Source organism: Arthrobacter sp. NPDC089319 (genome assembly GCF_040684925.1).
Classification (GTDB): domain Bacteria; phylum Actinomycetota; class Actinomycetes; order Actinomycetales; family Micrococcaceae; genus Crystallibacter.
Genome location: NZ_JBFBGZ010000007.1, coordinates 92,612 through 110,560, shown reverse-complemented (window position 1 = coordinate 110,560; position 17,949 = coordinate 92,612). Strand labels below are relative to the sequence as shown.

Sequence of the window (17,949 nt, the reverse complement as noted above, 5' to 3'; positions counted from 1 at the left end):
GACGTGTTCCCCGCCGACCATGCCATGGCCGGCATCCCCAATATGAACCTGCTCAAGATGCTCGACTGGTACGGCTATGAACAGCCCGGTCACGTGGCGTTCGCCCCGATCTCCCCGCTCACCGGAGATGACGGACGAACCCTACACCGTCTGCTGGACAGGCACTGCGAGCACGCGGGCCTGGACTACGGAGCCGCGTTCGCCCTCACCGCCCGCAGCATGCAGCTGCTTGCGCTGGTGTTGTTCAACGCGGGGGACGCTGACGGCGTGGACAGCACCTTCCAGATGACCGCGGAGATGATCAAGGAAACCGCGGCGCTGGGCTATGGCGAGTACCGTGGGCACCTCGAATTCATGGACCTCATCGCCGAGCAGTTCGACTTCAACAACCATGCTGCCAAGCGGCTGAACGAGCGGATCAAGAACGCCTTGGACCCCAAGGATCCTCTCCCCTGGCCGCCAGGGCATCTGGCCCTCCGCGTTGCAGCCGGCAAGAGGCCGTTTGAGCACCGTCCGTCTAACCCAGGCTGCCGCGGCCGGCACCGAATAGAACCCCGTGGAGGGGCCGCGCCGTCGGCCCCTCCACGGCAGGCATACTGGCATCTTTCGCCCCTCGAAGCTCATCAGATCGGCATCGCGGCTGGATGCTTCCCGGGCCGAGGGTGCAAGGCGGACCGCCGTCAGTGCCGCGGCTTTGTGATGGCGGGGATGCGGCCGGTTCGGCGTTATGGTTGCAGTAGATTTGTATCCCGCTGTATCAGGCCGGTGCCGGAAGGATGTTGATGGCGCATTTTGTGATCATGGGTTGCGGACGCGTGGGCGTCACGCTGGCCCACACCCTGGTTGATTCCGGGCACAGCGTAGCCATTATCGACCAGGACGATCGGGCCTTCCGCCGCCTACGTTCGGGTTTTACCGGACGGAAAGTGACGGGTGTTGGCTTCGACCGGGACACCTTGCGCCAAGCCGACATCGAGAACGCCTATGCTTTTGCCGCCGTCTCCAGCGGCGACAACTCCAACATCCTGGCCACCCGCGTGGCGCGCGAGACCTTCCACGTGCCGCACGTCGTGGCGCGGATCTACGATCCCGGCCGCGCGGAAATCTACCAGCGGCTAGGCATCCCCACGGTGGCCGCGGTGCGCTGGAGCGCTGACCAAGTGCTGCGGCGGATCCTGCCCGAGCAGAGCATCAAGGGCGACTTCCGCGAAGCATCCGGGCGACTTATCTTGGGCGAAGTGCAACTGGACGACGGCTGGGTGGGCCGGGAGCTGGCCGAGATCGAGGCGGCCTCCGGCGCCCGAGTGGCCTACCTGACGCGTTTTGGCGAGGGAATCCTGCCCGGCCCGGGCACCCGATACCAGAAGGGCGACATCGTGCACGCCATGATGAGCGTGGATTCAACGTTCGAGATCGACCGGATCCTGTCCAAGCCCCCGGTGGAGGAGTCGGAATGAGAGTGGTGATTGCCGGCGCAGGCAGCGTTGGATCGTCTATTGCGCGCGAGTTGCTCTCGAACAACCACGAGATCCTGCTGATTGATCCGAAGCCCGAGGTGATCGGCCGCAGCGGACTGAAGGGGGCACGCTGGCTGATCGGCGACGCCTGCGAAATCACCACGCTGCGCGAAGCCCGGCTCGAGGATGCCGACGTGGTGGTCTCGGCCACCGGCGACGACAAGGTGAACCTGGTGGTCTCGCTGCTGGCCAAGAGCGAGTTCGGCGTGGGCCGCACGGTGGGACGGGTGAACAATCCGAAAAACGACTGGATGTTCGACGATTCCTGGGGCGTGGACGTGGCCGTAAACACCCCGCGCCTGATGACGGCGCTGGTTGAAGAAGCAGTGGAAATTGGTGACTTGGTCCGCCTGTTGACGCTTCAGACCGGCATCGCTTCGATGGTCGAGTTCACTGTCCCCACCGATTCGGAGTTGATCGGACGCAGGCTTGGGTCCATCGACTGGCCGCAGGATGCCACGGTGGTGGCGATCCTGCGCGACGACATTCCGATTACGCCAAGCCCTGACGACGTGGTCGAGGCCAGCGACGAGCTGTTCTTCATCACCACCATCGCCGCGGAGGACGACCTGAGGGCGGTGTTGACCGGCCGGCCAGCCGACGGAGACTGACTCAGTCTGCCCGGCTCGCCTCCACCGCTGCCAGGCGGGAAACCAGCCAGGCCAGCCACAGTCCCAGTGCGTACAGCGGGACGCCCATCAGCAGGCGGGTGGTGCCCAGCGCCACCAGCCCGTCATCGCCCATCAGGTAGAGCGGAACCTGCACCGCGAGCCGCAGGATCAGCACCGCCGTGAGGATCCACGTGGCGATGGTGTAGGCCTTGAGCCGCTGCGGCTGCTTGCGCCATGCGGTCCCCTCGTTGCGGATCAGCCCGAAGATGAGTCCCAGCGCCGGCCATTTGACCGCAATAGTTATCAGCATGGCCAGAATGTAGGCCGCATTGGTGAAGAAGCCCCAGACGTAGAAGTCCTCGGCACGGCCCGTGGTGTTGGCGACAAAGGCACAGATGGCAACCCCCACCAGGCCCGAGAATGCCTGCGTGACGGTGCCGCGCTGAACCAGACGCAGCACGGTGAAGATGGCCGCGGCCGCCAGTGCCCCAATCAGGGCGGGGCCTAACTCCTGGCCGATGGTGAAGACCACCAGGAAGATCACGCCGGGCAGGATGCTTTCGGCCAGCCCGCGGACACCGCCCACTGTCTTCAAGACGTCGATCTGTCCATCGGCGCTCCGTTGGACCCCGGCGCGCGCGGCGTAGCTGCTGGCGAGGGCTTCGGCAGCGTCCGGCCTCTCCTTGGCCGGCTCTTCGCCGTGGGAGGGGCTGGCCGCAGGCTGCTGCCCGGCGTCGTTCGGGCGCCCGCTGTGCTGGCCGGAGTCCGGCTGCTGATCTGTCATAGGTCAATTCTCCAACGGACTGAGGATCTCGTAACGCGGGTTGTAGATTGTGGCCAACCCATCCACGCGGAACAACATGCCCTCGAAGGAGAGCCGGATACCGGCCACGATTCCGGGTACCCGGTGCTGTCCCAGCCAGACCAGCCTGACCCGCGGGTGCCCGCCGTCCCGGGATTTTCCGGGCTGCTGCTGGCCTGCGTCGGTCACGATGGCGGCAAAACGCGGCGGCTGGCCGGGCGGCTCGATGGTTATGGCCTCCACCAGGCCGCTGCCGGCAACATGGCCGCGCTGGGGCAGTTGCGCCATGGGGCTGACCCCGGAACCGGACGGAAGCTCAGGCAAGTCAGCGGATCTCGGTGATTTCCGGGCCCCGCTCCGGGGCGGACAGTCCGGGTCGCTGGGCCTCGGCGGCCTGCTGCTGCTCGGCGGCACCCTTCGGCATCTTCAGCTGCAGCAGGTCCTTGGGCGGCAGCGGCTGTGTCCCGCGGACCACCACCGTGGCCCGGAACAGTTCTTCCAGGTCGGCAGCTTTGGCCCGGTCCAAGGCGGCCGGGCCGCCGATGACGCCGCGCAGGAACCAGCGCGGTCCGTCCACGCCGAGGAACCGGGCCACCCGGTAGCCCTTCTGGCCGTCGGAACTCTGCGCCGGTAGCTTCGCCACGACTTCGGTACCCATCGGCCCGTCGACTTCCTGGACGGTGCCGCCCTGGGACCCGACGGAGCTGGCGATCTGGGTGCGGATCTCATCCCACAACCCCTCGGACTTGGGCGCGGCAAATGCCTGGAGCTGCAGATTCGACCCGCCAAAGTCCAGCGTCACGGCAACCACCCGCTGGGACTTTTCCTCGATCTCAAGCCGCAGTTGCAGGCCCTCCCGGGGACGGATCTTCAGGGCGCCCAGATCCAGGTAGTCGGTCCCGGCGTGCTGTTCGGAGTCGTCGAAGGGACCGTTGCGGCGCGGACCCGTCTCGGGCGCCTGCCGCGCGGCATCCTCACCAAGTACGGCAGCCTCGGCGGCAAGATCTTCGCCGTCGTTCTGGTTTTTCTTTTTGGAACGCCCAAATGCCATAGCTTGAGTTTCCTCTTCCTCCGGTTGTGCCGGGTTGCTCTAAAGTCTGCGCGGCCTTGCTGCCGCTTGCGGCAGGATGGCCGCTGCCGTGCCGACAGGCCGGGCCGCCACACGGGCCCGCGTCTCTACTGTGCGCCGAACCCTCCGGTGGACCCGAATCCGCCGGCGCCTCGAGCGGAGTCGGGGAGCTCGTCGACTAGCTCGAAAGCAGCCGTTTCCACCTTCTGGATGACCAGTTGAGCGATCCTGTCTCCCCGCTTGAACGTCAGCGTCTCGCTCGCGTCCGTATTGAGCAGGGTGACCGCGATCTCGCCCCGATACCCGGCGTCAACCGTGCCAGGGGCGTTGACGATGGTGAGTCCGTGCTTGGTGGCCAGACCGGACCGAGGATGCACCAGGGCAACGTAACCATGCGGCAGCGCCAGCGCCACGCCCGTCGGCACCAAGATCCGCTCGCCCGGAGCGATCCGGAAATCAATCCGGGTCCGCAGGTCTGCGCCGGCGTCTCCCGGATGGGCGTAAGAGGGCGCTTCAAGTCCGTCGTCGAGCATTTTCAGCTGGACGGTCAGTGTTTCAATTGTCTGCTGCACTCGTGATCGTCTGTCCTTGAGAGGGGCGAATTCGCGGGCTGTTTTCCGGCATTCCACAAGGCTCGCCCGCTGAGATATTCCGCACAACACTCTAGCGCGTTTTCAGCCCTCTCGCCCGCGGGCGGGGCTGGTTCCACAGCGGCGGCGGAGGCAAGATGAAATGGCTGCCAAAAGGTGAAAAGCTGAGTCCATGACACAACCCGCGACCCCTGCAGGCAGCTCCGGTCCCGCCGGCGGTCCTTCTTCCGCGCCACAGTATGACGAACGGCTCTGGCCCAACTTCTGGGTCTGGCTGATTGCTGCCGGTACCGCGGCCGCCGTCGTGGTGATGCTAGCTCCGATCAGCATGGCCGCCGGCATCATCGGCGCCATCGTCGCAGCCATCCTGCTGGCCGTCCTGCTGATCGCATCCACACCGCGGATCTTGGTCACCGACACCATGCTGCACGTGGGCCGCGCCCAAATCGAGCGCCGCTATGTTGGCCAGGTGGAGGCATTCACCGGCGAGGCCGCCACCGAGCAGCGCGGTCCCAAGCTGAACGGCACCGCTTACATGTGCATGCGCGGCTGGATTGATCCCGTGGTCACCATCCAGATCACCGACGAAACCGACCTGACACCGTACTGGATTGCCTCGACGCGCCGTCCGCAGCAACTGGTCGCGGCCTTGAATGGTCCGGCGCAGGACAAGGACTAGCCCGACGGCTCGCCATCTGCGCCGGCGGCGCTGGCGCGGTTGACGCAAGTCAACGGGCGCTGGCGGTTGACGCAAGTCAGCGGGCGCTGCGCAGCTGACCTGCACAGCGCCTAGCTATCCCTCACAGTCCGTGCAGTAGAGCAGCCCGTCCTTCTCCTTGGCCACCTGCGACCGGTGGCGTACCAGGAAACAGGAAGCGCAGGTGAATTCGTCCTGCTGCGCCGGCAGCACGCGCACCAGCAACTCCTCGCCGGACAAGTCGGCGCCGGGCAGTTCGAATCCTTCCGCCGCCTCCGCCTCATCCTCGTCGACAACGGAAGACTGCTTATCGGTCCGCCGGTGCGACTTCAGCTCCTCAATGGACTCCTCGCTGGTCTCTTCGTCCGGCTTCCGAGGGGCATCGTAGTCAGTGGCCATTGTTGTTCGTTCACTCCCTTCCAGTCCCGGTTCATCACGGCAGGATCCCCCCGCCCCGGGACTGGTGTCCCGCGCCTGACGTACCGCTCACAGGTCAACGTATCCGCCGTCGGATTTGTGCCCGTGACGCGAAGATTCTTGCCTATTTACCGTTCGCGTGACAAACTCCCGTGCCGTCCAGGCGCCCGCTGCCGCCTGGAGCCCGTCTCCTGGAGACGGCGACCTTGGCCACAAACTCCACGCCACACCCGCAAAAACAATAGGAAAAGCACTGTTTCGGTGGCAGAGTTTCAGGCAGAAAGTGTCGTCTGGCGGAGGGTTTTCATGCAGGATCTACGGCTGGTGGGTGTCCATGAGGATGGCGAACATCTGCTGTTGAGCGCAGGTGGAGACGACTACCGTCTGGCGATAGACGAGGCCCTGCGAACAGCGGTTTTTCGCCCTACAACTACCCGCGCTCCCGGTGCCGGTGAGCCAGCGGAAGCGGGTTTGTCCCCGCGCGAGATCCAAGCGCGCATTCGTGCGGGCGCCACTGCAGAGGAAGTAGCGGCCGAATCCGGCCTCGGCCTGGAACGCATCCGGCGCTACGAAAGCCCGGTGCTGGCAGAGCGGCACTACATCGTTGAGCAAGCCCGCAATGTAGAGGTCGCCGGCCCGTTGCCCGGCCATGACGGATATCGTTCGGCCTTTGGCGATGAACCGGCCACCTTGGGCGGGATGGTGGACCACCGAATCCATGCCTTCGGCATCGAGCCGGACTCGATGAACTGGGATTCCTGGCGGCGCAGCGACGGCAGCTGGGAGATCGTGGCCTCGTTCCCCGTCCCGGCAGCGGCGACCACGGAGTCGATCGGGGAAGAACCGCCGGCCAGATGGATCTTCCACGCTGCCCGCCGCACCATCCAAAACGCGAACCGGTGGGCCCAGCAGTTGAGTGAACTCGAGACGGTGGAGGGCCCTGTGCCCGGCCGTCGGTTGAAGGCCGTCACCGACCACGTCTTCGACTTCGAAGCCGACAGCGTGGCTGACCTTGAGCCCGAGGACACGCAGGACGACGAGCAGTCCGCCGAGTCGGAAGAGCTGCTGGAAGTACTGCGTTCCCGACGCGGTCAGCGGCTGGGCGTCGATGAGGACGCCGACGACGCGCTGGCCCTGATGCTCACCCAGGGTCCGGTGCCCGCCGCCCATCCCCGCGACTCGTTTGAGCGCGACGGGTTCGAACGCGACTCGTTTGATGAAACCGATGATCACGACGACGCTGAGCCCGCCGTTCGTCCACGGGCCGGATTCCCCCTGACCCTGGCCCCGGCCTATGACGAGGGTCCCATCTCCTCCTTGGAGTTGGACCATGGGATCAGCACGCTCACGCACGAGATCACGCTCTCCGGCGCGCCGGAATTCCTTCGGGATGAACCTGCCGAGGAGGCTGACGGCGACGACCACGACCTGTCCGGATACCGTGCCGAAGAGGACGAGGACGACGACGAAGCGCGCGACGATGCGCTGGCCACCCGCTCTCCTGCCGACCAGCAGGCAGATGAGCCGCGTCCTTCCACCGCTCCGGTTAGAACGGTGACTGCGGGCAATGCCTCTGTCTGGGACAAGAACCGGGCGGAAGAGGCTGGCTCCCAGATTGCCGAATCCGATTCAGCAACCGACGCGGACGACCCCGATGAAGCCGGCCCGGCACCGGAACCGCCCAAGCGGACCATCAAGCCCAAACGGTCCAGCGTTCCCAGCTGGGACGAAATCGTCTTCGGCACCAAGCACGACTAACGGCTGTTCGCCGAGCAACTTGCTGCTCTGCAGACTGCCTGCGAGTCTGCAACCGGGCATGCGCGGCGTTGCCGCCCAGCCCAAAAGCATTCCGGCCAAATTCGCGGCCATTCCTCCTAGAACGGTGGCGGATCCTGCTGTTGGTTCGGTGACGGCGGGTCCTGCTGGGCGGTGGGTGGTTCCAGCCGCTGGCGTTGGTCCTCGGGCAGGGCCGCGGCGACGGCGGGCGGATAGGCCGGTTGGCCGGGCGCGTCGTTGTCTTCGCCGGGCCGGTCGGTGTAGGTCCGGCCGGCCGGGGTGGTCACTTCGAACACCCCGGGTGAGGGCTGTCTCATTGTCCAGCCCGCGTTCGTTTTGAGCCGATGGTGGGTCTCGCATGGCGGGCCGAGGTTCCCGGCATCGGTTTCACCCTGTCCGCCGTCGGCGCGGAACGCCTGGGTGTGGTCGATCTGGCAGGCCTTGCCGTGTTTGCGGCAGCCAGCAAACGGACACACCTCGTCGCGTTTGCGCACCATCCGGGCCAGATCCGCCGGCGGCTTGTACCGGGTCTTGCCGTAGGAGAGCCTGGCCCCGGTCTCCGGATGCGTCAAGATCCGGTAAAACGACGTCGCATCCGCGCACAGCTGCCGGGCCGCGCCGACCGGGATCGGACCGTACCCGTCCAGCGTCGCCGGTTCCTCGCCCAGCCCCAGCAACGACAACACCGGAACGGTGACCGAGGGTTCGGCGTGGATCCCGGCCGCCGGGCCGGTGTCCATGCCCGCGTGCACGAGCAGGTCCGAAAACACGTCCGCCCGCAACTGCCCGGTCGACCGGGTCTCCCCGTCCAGGCCGCGCAGGTGGCGGGCGGCGCGGGTGAGCCGGTCATCGATCCCGGCGGCCTGCTCGGCCGGCAGGTACGCGTTCAGCCACGCCATCCCGTCCGGTGCCGGTTCCACGCCCACGGTCCGGCGCTGCTCCGCACTCCGGCGCCGCTTCGTGATGGTTTCGGGGTGGGTGCGTTCGCGCAGCCGCCGGGCCATGTCCCGCAGCGACCGCAGCGACCTGCCCTTCACCCGGCCCAGCAGGGTCTGTTCGAACCCGGCCGTGGCGTCGTCCGGCAGGGACCGGCCCTGGGCGACGATGACCGCGGCCTGGTCCCGGTCCAGGTCCCCGGCGGCCATCGCCGCGAGGGTGGCGGGGAACAACCGGTGCAGGTCCTCGGCCTGGTCCATTCTCGCGCGGGCCTGTTGTTCGGGCAGGCCGAACAGGCAACCCAGTTCCTCGGCGGCCGAGGTGGCGGCCAGCAGCTGCCGCTGCTTCAAGGTGGTGCAGCCCGGGCCCGGCGCCGGCAGCTGCGCCAGCGCGGTCCGGCCCAGCCGCGCCTCCAGTGCCACCTCCCGGGCATCGAGCCAGCACCGCACCCGCTGCACCGCGGCCAGGTGCTCCACCGTCTCCTGATACCCCAACCCTTCCGTTTCGGAACCGGTCAGGGTGGCCAGCAGCACCGCCGGCTCCGCGCCGGTCACCAGGGTTTCGAGGCGTTCGGCGTAATAATCCGCGTTCGCCTTCGACTCAAACAAACCATCCGGCAGCCAGCACCCCTCGGGCAGATTCGCCAGATCAGCGAACTCCGCCGGGATAGCGCCCACCCCCGGCGGACGGTCAACCGCGTCGTCGATCTCCCAAGCCGCGAAGTCCTCCCGGTAAGCCCGGTTCCCCTGGTCCAGCTCCTCCTCCGGGGCCGGCGGGATCTCCACGCCCGCGTAGGGGTCCGGGCCCGGCTCGAACACCGGCTCCACCCACTGCTCCGGAACCGGTGCCGGCTCCTTAGCCGGCGAAGGCTTCATCCGCGCCAGAATCAGCGCGATCGCCGCCTCACGCTCCTCCTGCGTCGGCAACCGCCGGCCCTCCCCAGAGACCGGTCCACGCTCCGCTTTCTCCTCCATGACCCAACTCAACCAGCTACCTACGACAATCTGGGGCGGAAGTGCCGACGCTGTCGTGATGGAATTTTTATGCCGCTGCGCAAGCGTGATCGTCGCAGCAAGCAAATGAGATCTCCGCCAACCCGTAGGCCCGGGTAGAAGAGAAGAGGCATTTCGCACGGCCAATAGTTCGGCCACGAAATTCCAGAGAGAGGGAGCGGGCTGGTCCCGGCGAACGCCGAGTTTCCGCTGCCCACAACCGGGACAATTCCAAGACTCAAACTGGCCTGTTCCCAATAAGGGCCATCACTTGTAGCCTCGGCACATGAGCGAGGCCGAGGGACATCCCAGGAGGTTGCAACCCAAGACGACACGCGGCGGCTTCCGCTTTCAGTTTGTCCTATGGTCGACTTGGACGGCGCTGCAGCTGGTAATCGTCGTTATGAAACTGGGCTCGGGAACTTGGGATGTGGGCGATTACCTATTCGTCGCGGCGTTGATCCTAGGGGTGGCGATCTTGGGGTTCCTTTTGTACGTTCGTCATCATGACGGCCGCTTCTGGGAAGCCGAAGAGGCGAAGATGTCTGATTGGGACCGACGCGGACGTGCACTATGAAGCCGTCGAAAAGCAACTGCGGTTTGGCCTGCCGCAAAAGCGTATTCGTCCAGTCATCGCCGGTATCCGGAGTCAGAACGTGAATGGGGACCGGCCTCCGGGGATCGTTCCGGAGGTGCCCGGGAGGGCAGCGGCCGGCCAAGCAACCGGAGTATCCTCAGCGCCTTCGCGGTCCCCACCGGCGGCCTGGTCCTGATGTCAGTGCTGTCAGGCATCTTCGGCTTCAGCACAGCCCTAGGGATCATGCTGGGCTTGGCCGTCTACGTGTTGGCGGTGATGACGCCGATCCTTATTCGGAGGAACCGGAAATTCATCCAGGAGCGGCAAGACGCAGTCGAGGACAGCTAGCTGGCAACGCGGCGCGTGGGCGAGGGCCGATAGGGAGGGGCGCACCCTAGGGGAGGCAGCCCGTCCCGTTCCTGCATCGTCTGACGGGCCGGCGATAGTAGTCGAACCGGTCATTCAGACTATGTTCCTGTCTTAGAGAGTCAGGATGCTGGTTCCGGTTGTGCCATCTATGTAGGTCACTTCGACTTCGACACCCTGGGTCGCGGCGTCCTTCAGTTCGTTGCCTGGTAGCCAAAGTGCGAACTGTCCCTTGGATACGGTGGCTGTCACGTACTCGTTGTTTCGGCTCTTGTAGGTGACTACAACGATGTCCGAGCCGGCGGGGCCAGCCGCCACCGAGATGTTGCCGGCACTCATGGTGCCGGTTCCCAGGGCCGTGGGTGTCTGCCCGCGCGGCCCCGGGCGACGTAATCAGCGGCGTTTGCTCGGGGCCGCTAAGGTCAGCAGCGGTACTTCACGCTCGGCCTTGGTGAGCGAGCCGTGCTGGCCGACCACCGACATGGCGGTTTCCGGGACCCGGCGGGTGTCATAGAAGGCGACGGGTTCGCGGGCGGCCACCATCAGGTCTCCGATGCGCGGCAGCACGCGGGGATCTACGTCGCCGAAGAAACCGCGGTTGATGGCTTCTTCCCGGGTCATGATCCAAGCTTGATTCCCGTAGGCCGTCCGCCAGGCGGCGGTCGTCTGTTCGCGGTGCGCGGCCGTTGCATCGGGCTCAAAGTAGAGATGGACCAGCCGGGGCTCCCCCGCCGTGTGCCGGATGCCGGCGACCAGCGCCGGATCTGCCGAGTAGTCAAACCGGAACTCTTCGGCCACGTCCAGCATGCCGTGGTCGGCGGTCAGCAGCAGCAGCGTATCGGCGGGCAACTGACGGGTCAGACGGCGCATGTCCGAATCCAGTTCTTCCAGCTCACTCCCCCACTGGGCCGAGGCGGCGCCGAACCGGTGGCCGGCCTTGTCCAGTTCATTGAAGTACAGGTAGACCAGAGCGCGATCGGTGGCGGCCAGAGCCTCGGCCGTCGCGAGGGTGCGGGCGTGGCTAGTTGCCCCCGCTCTGAACGCACTGCCGCGCAGCGCCGCCCTGGTCATCCCGGAATCGGCGAACCGGGGCAGGCTGACCGTGGTGACCGGCAGGTGTTCCGCCACCTGTTCGAACACCGTGGGATGCGGTTGCCAGAGGCGCGGATCCACCCTGGCGTCCCAGCCGCCGAGCTGGTTGACCACTTTGTCCTGGTCCGGGTCCAGCACGTCGTAGCCGACCATGCCGTGCCGTCCCGGTGCCAGTCCGGTCCCCAGGCTGGCGAGGGACGCCGCCGTCGTCGATGGAAAGGCACTGCCGAGGGTGCGGGAGTTCTCCATGGCCTGGCGCAGGAACGGGGCGTGTCCGCCGCGCTGCTTGAGCAGCGCCTTGCCGAGCCCGTCCACCATGACCACGCAGACGCGCCTGGCCGGCGGCAGTTGCAGGACATTCTTGAAGCCGTTGGCGCCCACGGCCGCGGCGGCACTGGTCATCACCTCGGCGAGGGAGTTGCGGCCGTAGCCGGGGGCGGCCGGGAGCGGTTCAGGTGTCAGAGTCATGCAGCGTCAGTTCTGCAGATCAGCGGCCGTGGTGGCCGCGGACCAAACGGTTGCCGATGCGCGGGCGCGGCTGCACCGGTCCCGGCACAGCGGCGGGTTCGGGGTTGCTGGTGCTCACCTTGCGCAGTGCCCGGGCAAAATCCTTGGCGTTCTGCACGGCCTGCAGCCCGTCCGCCTCGGCGCTGACGCGGAGCACAATGTCCTCCTGCACGATGTTGCCGGTGTAGCCATGGTCGGCATCGCACTGCGGATCGCCGCAGCCGGCCGGGCCCATGTCCAGGCGCTGGCCGCCGGACCAGGCAATGGCCAGGGTCAACTCGCGGGCCTGGTCGGCGGAGGTGTAGTTCTGCGGCTGGGCATAGACATAGCTGAGCACCACCGAACGGATCTGGCTGACCGGAACGGACTCGGTGGAAATCTGCGCCACCATCTGCTCGCCCTCGTCGTCGAGCTGCTGGTCGTCCACGTGGGTGATGACCAGCATGTCCTCGGTGAGGACCAACACGGTGATGTGCCGGTGCACCTCGTTGCGGTCGAAGTGTGTCTCCAAGTGGACCAAGTGGGAGAGCGGTTCCCGCTGGTCCAGTGCGTCGTGGACCACGTCGGAAACCAGCAGCGGGTAGAAGCCTGCCCGGTTGAGGGCGTCGTCAAGACTGCGGCGTCCTGCCGTCGAAAGGTGGCTCATATCTTCCATATTCCCCTACCCTGCTGCCCGATGGCTAACCCGGGGGTCAGTCACGCATGGCGCGCCGCGCGCTGTCCGTGCGGTGCGCGTGGTTGCCGAGCCTGACTTCGGCGTTCAGCACGGCGAGCCCGCGGTCGGAGAGTTGGACCGGATTGAGCTCCAGCAGCGCCACCTCGGGATGTTCGTCCTTCAGCTGCGCGACCCGGGCAATCAGGTCCTCCAGCGCCGGCACATCCACGGCGGGCAGCCCTTGATAGCCGAAGAGCTTGCCGGCGGCGCGCGGCCCGCGGACCAAGTCCGCCACGTCCACCGTGGTCAGTGGCGGGATCCGGTGCGACCAGTCCCCCAGCAGGTTCACGGCGTCGCCGGCCAGCCCGAAGGACACCACCGGGCCAAGCAGCGGATCTTCGATCGCGCGGATGGTGCAGGCCTGACCCGCGCGCACCATCGACTGGACCTCCAGCGGAATGTCGCCGAACTGGGCCAGGCTGGCCCGCATATGCGCAATGTTGGCGCGCAGCGTGGTTGCATCGGTGATGTTCAACCGGACGCCGCCCAGATCCAGCCGCTGGCGCAGCCGCGCATCGGTGGTTTTCAGCGCCACGGGCCAGCCGAGCCGTTCGGCGGCGGCCACCGCCTCGTCGTCGTTGGTGAAGCCGGCCGAGTCCTGCACGGTGATGCCGTAGCAGCCCAGCAGCCGGGCGGTCTGCTCCTGGCTGGGCGTGAGCAGATCCGTGCCGGTCAGCCCGGCGAGCAAGGCGTCGATCTGCTGCTGCGACGCGGCGGGGTCGGTGCCGGCCGATTCGGTGTATTCGCCTTTGTCGCGGGCCTTCCATTCGGCATAGCGGACCACTGCCGCCAGCGCGTTCACGGCACTGCCGGGGCTGGCAAAACATGGCAGCGCCCGCTGGAGACCGCCCGCCGCCGGTTCCGTGCCGGCCCCGGATCCATCGCCGGTTGCCAGCAGGCCGTCGGTCCGTTCCGCCAGGTCGAGCACGCCGGTAAAGGAGGCAACCACCGGTTTGCCCGCTTCTTCCGCACACTCGCGCAGCACTTCCGCCAGCACCGAGGTCTGGATTCCCGTGGCCGGGAGGAGGGTGACGACGGCGGCGTGCACCTCGGGCGCCGACAGCGCCTGCCGCACCCGCTGGCGAAGCACCGGCAGCGCTTTGGACTGCCCGGTGTTCAGATCCATCCCTGTTTCCAGCCGAACCACGTCCAACTGGTGGGCCTTGGCGGCGTCGGCCACCACGTTGCCCAGTGCCAGGGAGTTGCTGAACACGGCCAGATTGGCTCCGGCCGGGAGCGGCTGGCTGACCAGGATCTGCGCCACGTCCATGAGTTCTTCGTTGGTTTCCACGCGGATCACGCCGGACTGGCGGAACATCGCGTCCAGCGCGCCCATCGGCGCCTGGGTGGTCCGCACCGCGTGGCCCGGCGGCAGCTGCAGTCCCATCACGTCGGACTTGGCCACGATCACGGGCTTGCTGAGCGAGAGCCGGCGGGCGATCCGGGAAAACTTACGCGGGTTGCCGATGGACTCCAGGTACAGCCCCACCGCCTTGGTGGCCGCGTCATCTTCCCAGTACTGCATCACGTCGTTGCCGGAAACGTCTGCCCGGTTGCCGCCGGAGACCATCGAGGACAGGCCGAGCCCGCGCCGACTGGCGGCGGTGTAGAGCAGCACACCGATCGCCGCCGACTGGCTAAACAGTCCCAGCGGTCCTCGCGGCGGCATGGCGGGTGCCATGGACGCATTCAATGAGACGGCGGGATCGGTATTCAGTAGTCCCAGCGAACCGGGGCCGATCACGCGCATGCCGTGGGCGCGGGCGTGTCGGACCAGTTCGCGCTGCCGTTGCAGTCCTTCGTTGCCGGCTTGGGAGAATCCGTCGCTGGCCACCAAGATCCCCTTGACCCCGGCGGCAGCGCATTCGCGTGCCACCTTGGTTACTTCCTCGTAGGGGACGGCGACGACGGCGAGTTCCACCGGTTCCGGGACCTCGGCGATGGTCCCATAGGAGATCATGCCGTTCAGCTCAAAGGCTTGCGGATTGATGGCGTAGACGGGGCCGGTGAATCCGGCTTCGATGATGTTCTCCAGCAGCGAGTAGCCCACGCTGCCCCAGTCCCGGCTGGCGCCGATCACCGCCACGGCACCGGGCGCCAGCAGGGCGGCAACGCTCTTGGCCTCGGCCCGGTGTTCGCGGGAGGCCATCACGGCACGGGACCGTTCGGTCGGATCAAGGTCGAATTCCAGGGCGACCACGCCGTCGTCGAAATGGCGCCGCACTTCATACCCTGCGTCGTTGAAGACGGTGATCATCTTTCGGTTCTCCGGCAGCACCTCGGCGGAAAACTTGCTGATGCCGTTTTCCCGGGCGGCAGCGGCCAGGTGCTCCAGCAGGATGGATCCCAGTCCGCGCCCCTGGTGGGCGTCCGAAATGTTGAAGGCAACCTCGGCCTCGGCCGGATCGTTGAGCCGGTCATAGCGGCCGATCCCGATGATTTCGTCGCCCATGGTGATCACGAAGGCCACGCGGTTGACGTAGTCGACGTTGGTGAAGCGGGCCAGTTCGCGCGCGCTGAGCTTGGCCTTGAAGGTGAAAAAGCGCAGGTAGATGGAGCTCTCGGATTGCCCCACGTGGAAGGCCTGCAGCGCCTCGGCGTCGGCCGGGACTATGGGGCGCAGGTGCGCCGTCCCGCCGTCGCGCAGCACGACATCCGCTTCCCAATAATCCGGATAATCCGGGGAATCAGCCTCTTGCGCCATAAACTCACTGTATCCGCAACTTTTAACTAAGGACCGAAGCACTACCCATGCCCCGTCGCCAGACTCCAGCCCCCGAAGAGGACTTCACGGAGAACATCGTCGATATTGACGTGACTTCCGAGATGGAAGGCTCCTTCCTCGAATACGCCTACTCGGTCATCTACTCGCGCGCCCTGCCCGATGCCCGCGACGGGTTGAAGCCGGTGCAGCGCCGCATTCTGTACATGATGTCCCAGATGGGGCTGCGGCCGGACCGGGGGCATGTGAAGTCCGCCCGCGTGGTCGGCGAAGTGATGGGCAAGCTCCACCCGCACGGCGACGCCGCCATCTACGACGCGATGGTGCGGATGGCCCAGTCGTTCTCGCTGCGGATGCCGCTGATCGACGGGCACGGCAACTTCGGATCGCTCGACGACGGCCCGGCGGCGCCGCGGTACACCGAGGCGCGACTGGCGGCCCCGGCGCTGGCGCTGACGGACCATCTGGACGAAGACGTGGTGGACTTCGTTCCCAACTACGACAACCAGCTGATGCAGCCGGAAGTACTCCCGGCCGCCTTCCCCAACCTGCTGGTCAACGGCTCCTCCGGCATCGCCGTGGGTATGGCCACCAACATGGCTCCGCACAACCTGGGCGAAGTGATCGCCGCGGCCCAGCACCTGATCGCCAACCCGGAAGCCACGCTCGAGGACATCATCCGGTTCGTTCCGGGGCCGGATCTGCCTTCGGGCGGCAAGATCGTGGGACTGGACGGCGTCCGGGACGCGTACGCCACCGGCCGCGGTTCGTTCAAGACCAGAGCCAAGGTGGAGGTGGAAAAGCTCACCGCCCGCCGCACCGGGCTGGTGGTCACGGAGCTGCCCTACGGCGTCGGCCCGGAAAAGGTGATCGAGAAGATCAAGGACGCGGTCACGTCCAAGAAGCTGCAGGGCATCAGCGACATTGTCGACCTGACCGACCGGCAGCACGGCCTGCGCCTGGTCATTGAACTGAAGAACGGCTTCAATCCGAACGCCGTGCTCGCCCAGCTGTACCGCTATTCGCCGATGGAAGATTCCTTTGGCATCAACAACGTCACGCTGGTCGACGGGCAGCCGCGCACGCTGGGCCTGCTGGAGCTGCTGCAGGTCTACGTGGACCACCGCATCGGCGTGGTCCGCCGGCGCACGGCGTTCCGGCTGGGCAAGAAGAAAGACCGGCTGCATCTGGTCGAGGGTCTCTTGATTGCCATCGTGGACATCGACGAGGTCATCCAGATCATCCGGTCCTCGGACGAAGCCGCCGCCGCCCGCGAACGGCTGATGGCGATCTACGACCTGTCCGAGATTCAGGCCAACTACATCCTGGAACTGCGGCTTCGCCAGCTGACCAAGTACTCGCGGATCGAACTGGAAAAGGAACAGGACGAACTGCGCCGCGAGATTGCGGAGCTGGAGGAGATCCTGGCCAACGAGTCCACGCTGCGCCGGCTGGTCTCCACCGAGCTGGGCGAGGTTTCCGCGCTCTACGCCACGCCGCGGCGGACCGTGCTGCTCGAATCCGAGGCCGCTGCCCCGCTTCGCGGCACGGCGCTGCCGGCTCCAGCCGCCGCGGGCAAGAACGCCAAGGCGGCCGTGCCGCTGCAGATTGCCGACGACCCGTGCTGGGTACTGCTCTCCGCGTCCGGCCAGCTGGCCCGCACCGTGGACCAGGAGCCTTTGGCGGACGGCCAGCGGATCCGGCACGACACGCTGCTGTCCGTGGTCAAGACCACCGCGCGCGCCGAGATCGGGGCCGTCACCTCGCTGGGCCGGATGCTGCGGCTACCGGTGCTGGACATGCCGGTGCTCGCCGGGGCGGCCGGTTCCCCGAATCTGGCCGGCGGCGTTCCGGTCAAGGAGTTCATCACGCTGGCAAAGGGCGAATCCCTGGTGGCATTGGCGCCGCTGGACAAGGTGCTGGCCATCGGCACCGCGCAGGGCGTGGCCAAGCGGGTCACCCCGGACTACCCGCTGAACCGGGAGGACTGGGAGATCATCACGCTCAAGCCCAAGGACTACATTGTGGGCCTGAGCGTGCCGGCCGACGACGACGAACTGGTGTTTATCACGCGCCAGGCGCAGCTGCTGCACTTCCCGGCCTCCACGGTCCGTGCCCAGGGACGCACCGCCGGCGGCGTGGCGGGGATCAAGCTGGCATCCGAGGACACGGTAGCGTTCTTCGGCTCGGTCGCGGCCGGAGATCCGGCCGCCGTCGTCGTCACCGTTGCCTCCACGCAGGACGCCCTGCCGGGCACCTCCCCGGGATCCGTCAAGGTCACCCCGTTCGCCGAGTACCCGGCGAAGGGCCGGGCCACCGGCGGCGTCCGCGCACACCGCTTCCTGAAGGGCGAAGACGTGCTCACGCTGGCGTGGGCCGGGCACGGGCCAGCGAAGGCCAGTTCCGCCAACGGGGCCTCGCGGGCGTTGCCCACCGAACATGGCCGCCGCGATGGATCCGGCATACCGCTGTCCCAGGCGGTGGACGCCGTCGGCCCGTCCTTGTCCGGCCCGTCCCTGTCCGACCCGTCCCTGTCGCAGCAGGAGCCGGAAGACCCGTAGGC

18 protein-coding genes are annotated in these 17,949 nt (G+C 66.8%); 8 read left to right on the top strand and 10 right to left on the bottom strand.

Annotated features, from left to right (window positions below; all coding sequences use genetic code 11):
• Positions 1–3 precede the first annotated feature (3 nt).
• Genes AB0N75_RS11925 through AB0N75_RS11915 form a run of 3 tightly spaced genes read left to right on the top strand, consistent with a single transcriptional unit; the run spans position 4 to position 2,128 of the window.
• Complete coding sequence (locus AB0N75_RS11925; protein WP_364649815.1) at positions 4–783, top strand: hypothetical protein; 780 nt, start codon at positions 4–6, stop codon at positions 781–783.
• Positions 783–1,457 carry a TrkA family potassium uptake protein gene (locus AB0N75_RS11920; protein ID WP_364649812.1) on the top strand — a complete coding sequence of 225 codons (675 nt, stop codon included), beginning with the start codon at positions 783–785 and terminating at the stop codon, positions 1,455–1,457. Before AB0N75_RS11925 ends, AB0N75_RS11920 begins: the two co-directional genes overlap by 1 nt.
• Entirely contained in the window at positions 1,454–2,128 is a 675-nt protein-coding gene (locus AB0N75_RS11915; protein WP_364649809.1) for a TrkA family potassium uptake protein, read from the top strand. Before AB0N75_RS11920 ends, AB0N75_RS11915 begins: the two co-directional genes overlap by 4 nt.
• Before the next feature lies 1 nt (position 2,129).
• On the opposite strand, the gene AB0N75_RS11910 is transcribed toward AB0N75_RS11915, so the two are convergent.
• The 4 genes from AB0N75_RS11910 to dut form a co-directional block, all read right to left on the bottom strand.
• Positions 2,130–2,912, bottom strand: a complete 783-nt coding sequence (locus tag AB0N75_RS11910; protein WP_364649806.1) for a DUF3159 domain-containing protein — start codon at positions 2,910–2,912, stop codon at positions 2,130–2,132.
• A 3-nt stretch (positions 2,913–2,915) separates the two neighbouring features.
• Positions 2,916–3,218, bottom strand: coding sequence for a hypothetical protein (locus AB0N75_RS11905; protein ID WP_364649803.1), 303 nt, complete (start codon positions 3,216–3,218; stop codon positions 2,916–2,918).
• A gap of 37 nt (positions 3,219–3,255) precedes the next feature.
• The gene (locus AB0N75_RS11900; RefSeq protein ID WP_364649800.1) at positions 3,256–3,981 is read right to left on the bottom strand and encodes a DUF3710 domain-containing protein; all 726 of its coding nucleotides are present in this window, start codon (positions 3,979–3,981) and stop codon (positions 3,256–3,258) included.
• A 125-nt stretch (positions 3,982–4,106) separates the two neighbouring features.
• On the bottom strand, positions 4,107–4,571 hold the full coding sequence (dut, locus tag AB0N75_RS11895) for a dUTP diphosphatase (RefSeq protein WP_364649797.1): 465 nt from the start codon (positions 4,569–4,571) through the stop codon (positions 4,107–4,109).
• A gap of 190 nt (positions 4,572–4,761) precedes the next feature.
• Between dut and AB0N75_RS11890 the strand changes: the two genes are divergently transcribed.
• Entirely contained in the window at positions 4,762–5,268 is a 507-nt protein-coding gene (locus tag AB0N75_RS11890) for a DUF3093 domain-containing protein (protein ID WP_364649794.1), read from the top strand.
• A 114-nt stretch (positions 5,269–5,382) separates the two neighbouring features.
• On the opposite strand, the gene AB0N75_RS11885 is transcribed toward AB0N75_RS11890, so the two are convergent.
• Positions 5,383–5,685 (bottom strand): DUF4193 domain-containing protein, encoded by a 303-nt coding sequence (locus tag AB0N75_RS11885; protein WP_127515375.1) that lies wholly within the window; start codon positions 5,683–5,685, stop codon positions 5,383–5,385.
• Positions 5,686–6,009: 324 nt separating this feature from the next.
• On the opposite strand from AB0N75_RS11885, the gene sepH reads away from it, so the two are divergent.
• Positions 6,010–7,461, top strand: a complete 1,452-nt coding sequence (sepH, locus tag AB0N75_RS11880; protein ID WP_364649791.1) for a septation protein SepH — start codon at positions 6,010–6,012, stop codon at positions 7,459–7,461.
• Between the two features lie 116 nt (positions 7,462–7,577).
• On the opposite strand, the gene AB0N75_RS11875 is transcribed toward sepH, so the two are convergent.
• On the bottom strand, positions 7,578–9,389 hold the full coding sequence (locus AB0N75_RS11875; protein WP_364649788.1) for a DUF222 domain-containing protein: 1,812 nt from the start codon (positions 9,387–9,389) through the stop codon (positions 7,578–7,580).
• Between the two features lie 304 nt (positions 9,390–9,693).
• On the opposite strand from AB0N75_RS11875, the gene AB0N75_RS11870 reads away from it, so the two are divergent.
• Positions 9,694–9,984 (top strand): hypothetical protein, encoded by a 291-nt coding sequence (locus AB0N75_RS11870; RefSeq protein WP_364649785.1) that lies wholly within the window; start codon positions 9,694–9,696, stop codon positions 9,982–9,984.
• A 195-nt stretch (positions 9,985–10,179) separates the two neighbouring features.
• Positions 10,180–10,332 carry a hypothetical protein gene (locus tag AB0N75_RS11865; RefSeq protein ID WP_364649782.1) on the top strand — a complete coding sequence of 51 codons (153 nt, stop codon included), beginning with the start codon at positions 10,180–10,182 and terminating at the stop codon, positions 10,330–10,332.
• A gap of 132 nt (positions 10,333–10,464) precedes the next feature.
• Here the strand turns inward: AB0N75_RS11865 and AB0N75_RS11860 are convergent, their stop codons facing one another.
• Genes AB0N75_RS11860 through AB0N75_RS11845 form a run of 4 tightly spaced genes read right to left on the bottom strand, consistent with a single transcriptional unit; the run spans position 10,465 to position 15,368 of the window.
• Complete coding sequence (locus AB0N75_RS11860; RefSeq protein ID WP_364649780.1) at positions 10,465–10,689, bottom strand: hypothetical protein; 225 nt, start codon at positions 10,687–10,689, stop codon at positions 10,465–10,467.
• Between the two features lie 54 nt (positions 10,690–10,743).
• Positions 10,744–11,910 carry a nucleotide pyrophosphatase/phosphodiesterase family protein gene (locus AB0N75_RS11855; protein ID WP_364649777.1) on the bottom strand — a complete coding sequence of 389 codons (1,167 nt, stop codon included), beginning with the start codon at positions 11,908–11,910 and terminating at the stop codon, positions 10,744–10,746.
• Positions 11,911–11,929: 19 nt separating this feature from the next.
• On the bottom strand, positions 11,930–12,595 hold the full coding sequence (locus AB0N75_RS11850) for a DUF5998 family protein (protein WP_364649774.1): 666 nt from the start codon (positions 12,593–12,595) through the stop codon (positions 11,930–11,932).
• Between the two features lie 46 nt (positions 12,596–12,641).
• The gene (locus AB0N75_RS11845; protein ID WP_364649771.1) at positions 12,642–15,368 is read right to left on the bottom strand and encodes a GNAT family N-acetyltransferase; all 2,727 of its coding nucleotides are present in this window, start codon (positions 15,366–15,368) and stop codon (positions 12,642–12,644) included.
• Positions 15,369–15,415: 47 nt separating this feature from the next.
• Here AB0N75_RS11845 and AB0N75_RS11840 point away from each other — a divergent pair, with 47 nt between their 5' ends.
• Positions 15,416–17,947, top strand: a complete 2,532-nt coding sequence (locus AB0N75_RS11840; RefSeq protein WP_364649768.1) for a DNA topoisomerase (ATP-hydrolyzing) — start codon at positions 15,416–15,418, stop codon at positions 17,945–17,947.
• The last annotated feature ends 2 nt before the right edge of the window (positions 17,948–17,949 follow it).

Excerpts from the sequence above, each read along its gene's own strand:
- AB0N75_RS11845 (WP_364649771.1), bottom strand. The coding sequence starts at position 15,368 with ATGGCGCAAGAGGCTGATTCCCCGGATTATCCGGATTATTGGGAAGCG.
- AB0N75_RS11885 (WP_127515375.1), bottom strand. The coding sequence starts at position 5,685 with ATGGCCACTGACTACGATGCCCCTCGGAAGCCGGACGAAGAGACCAGC.
- AB0N75_RS11870 (WP_364649785.1), top strand. The coding sequence starts at position 9,694 with ATGAGCGAGGCCGAGGGACATCCCAGGAGGTTGCAACCCAAGACGACA.
- AB0N75_RS11855 (WP_364649777.1), bottom strand. The coding sequence starts at position 11,910 with ATGACTCTGACACCTGAACCGCTCCCGGCCGCCCCCGGCTACGGCCGC.
- AB0N75_RS11840 (WP_364649768.1), top strand. The coding sequence starts at position 15,416 with ATGCCCCGTCGCCAGACTCCAGCCCCCGAAGAGGACTTCACGGAGAAC.
- AB0N75_RS11910 (WP_364649806.1), bottom strand. The coding sequence starts at position 2,912 with ATGACAGATCAGCAGCCGGACTCCGGCCAGCACAGCGGGCGCCCGAAC.
- AB0N75_RS11915 (WP_364649809.1), top strand. The coding sequence starts at position 1,454 with ATGAGAGTGGTGATTGCCGGCGCAGGCAGCGTTGGATCGTCTATTGCG.
- AB0N75_RS11920 (WP_364649812.1), top strand. The coding sequence starts at position 783 with ATGGCGCATTTTGTGATCATGGGTTGCGGACGCGTGGGCGTCACGCTG.
- AB0N75_RS11890 (WP_364649794.1), top strand. The coding sequence starts at position 4,762 with ATGACACAACCCGCGACCCCTGCAGGCAGCTCCGGTCCCGCCGGCGGT.
- AB0N75_RS11865 (WP_364649782.1), top strand. The coding sequence starts at position 10,180 with ATGTCAGTGCTGTCAGGCATCTTCGGCTTCAGCACAGCCCTAGGGATC.
- AB0N75_RS11850 (WP_364649774.1), bottom strand. The coding sequence starts at position 12,595 with ATGAGCCACCTTTCGACGGCAGGACGCCGCAGTCTTGACGACGCCCTC.
- AB0N75_RS11860 (WP_364649780.1), bottom strand. The coding sequence starts at position 10,689 with ATGAGTGCCGGCAACATCTCGGTGGCGGCTGGCCCCGCCGGCTCGGAC.
- sepH (WP_364649791.1), top strand. The coding sequence starts at position 6,010 with ATGCAGGATCTACGGCTGGTGGGTGTCCATGAGGATGGCGAACATCTG.
- AB0N75_RS11900 (WP_364649800.1), bottom strand. The coding sequence starts at position 3,981 with ATGGCATTTGGGCGTTCCAAAAAGAAAAACCAGAACGACGGCGAAGAT.
- AB0N75_RS11875 (WP_364649788.1), bottom strand. The coding sequence starts at position 9,389 with ATGGAGGAGAAAGCGGAGCGTGGACCGGTCTCTGGGGAGGGCCGGCGG.
- AB0N75_RS11905 (WP_364649803.1), bottom strand. The coding sequence starts at position 3,218 with ATGGCGCAACTGCCCCAGCGCGGCCATGTTGCCGGCAGCGGCCTGGTG.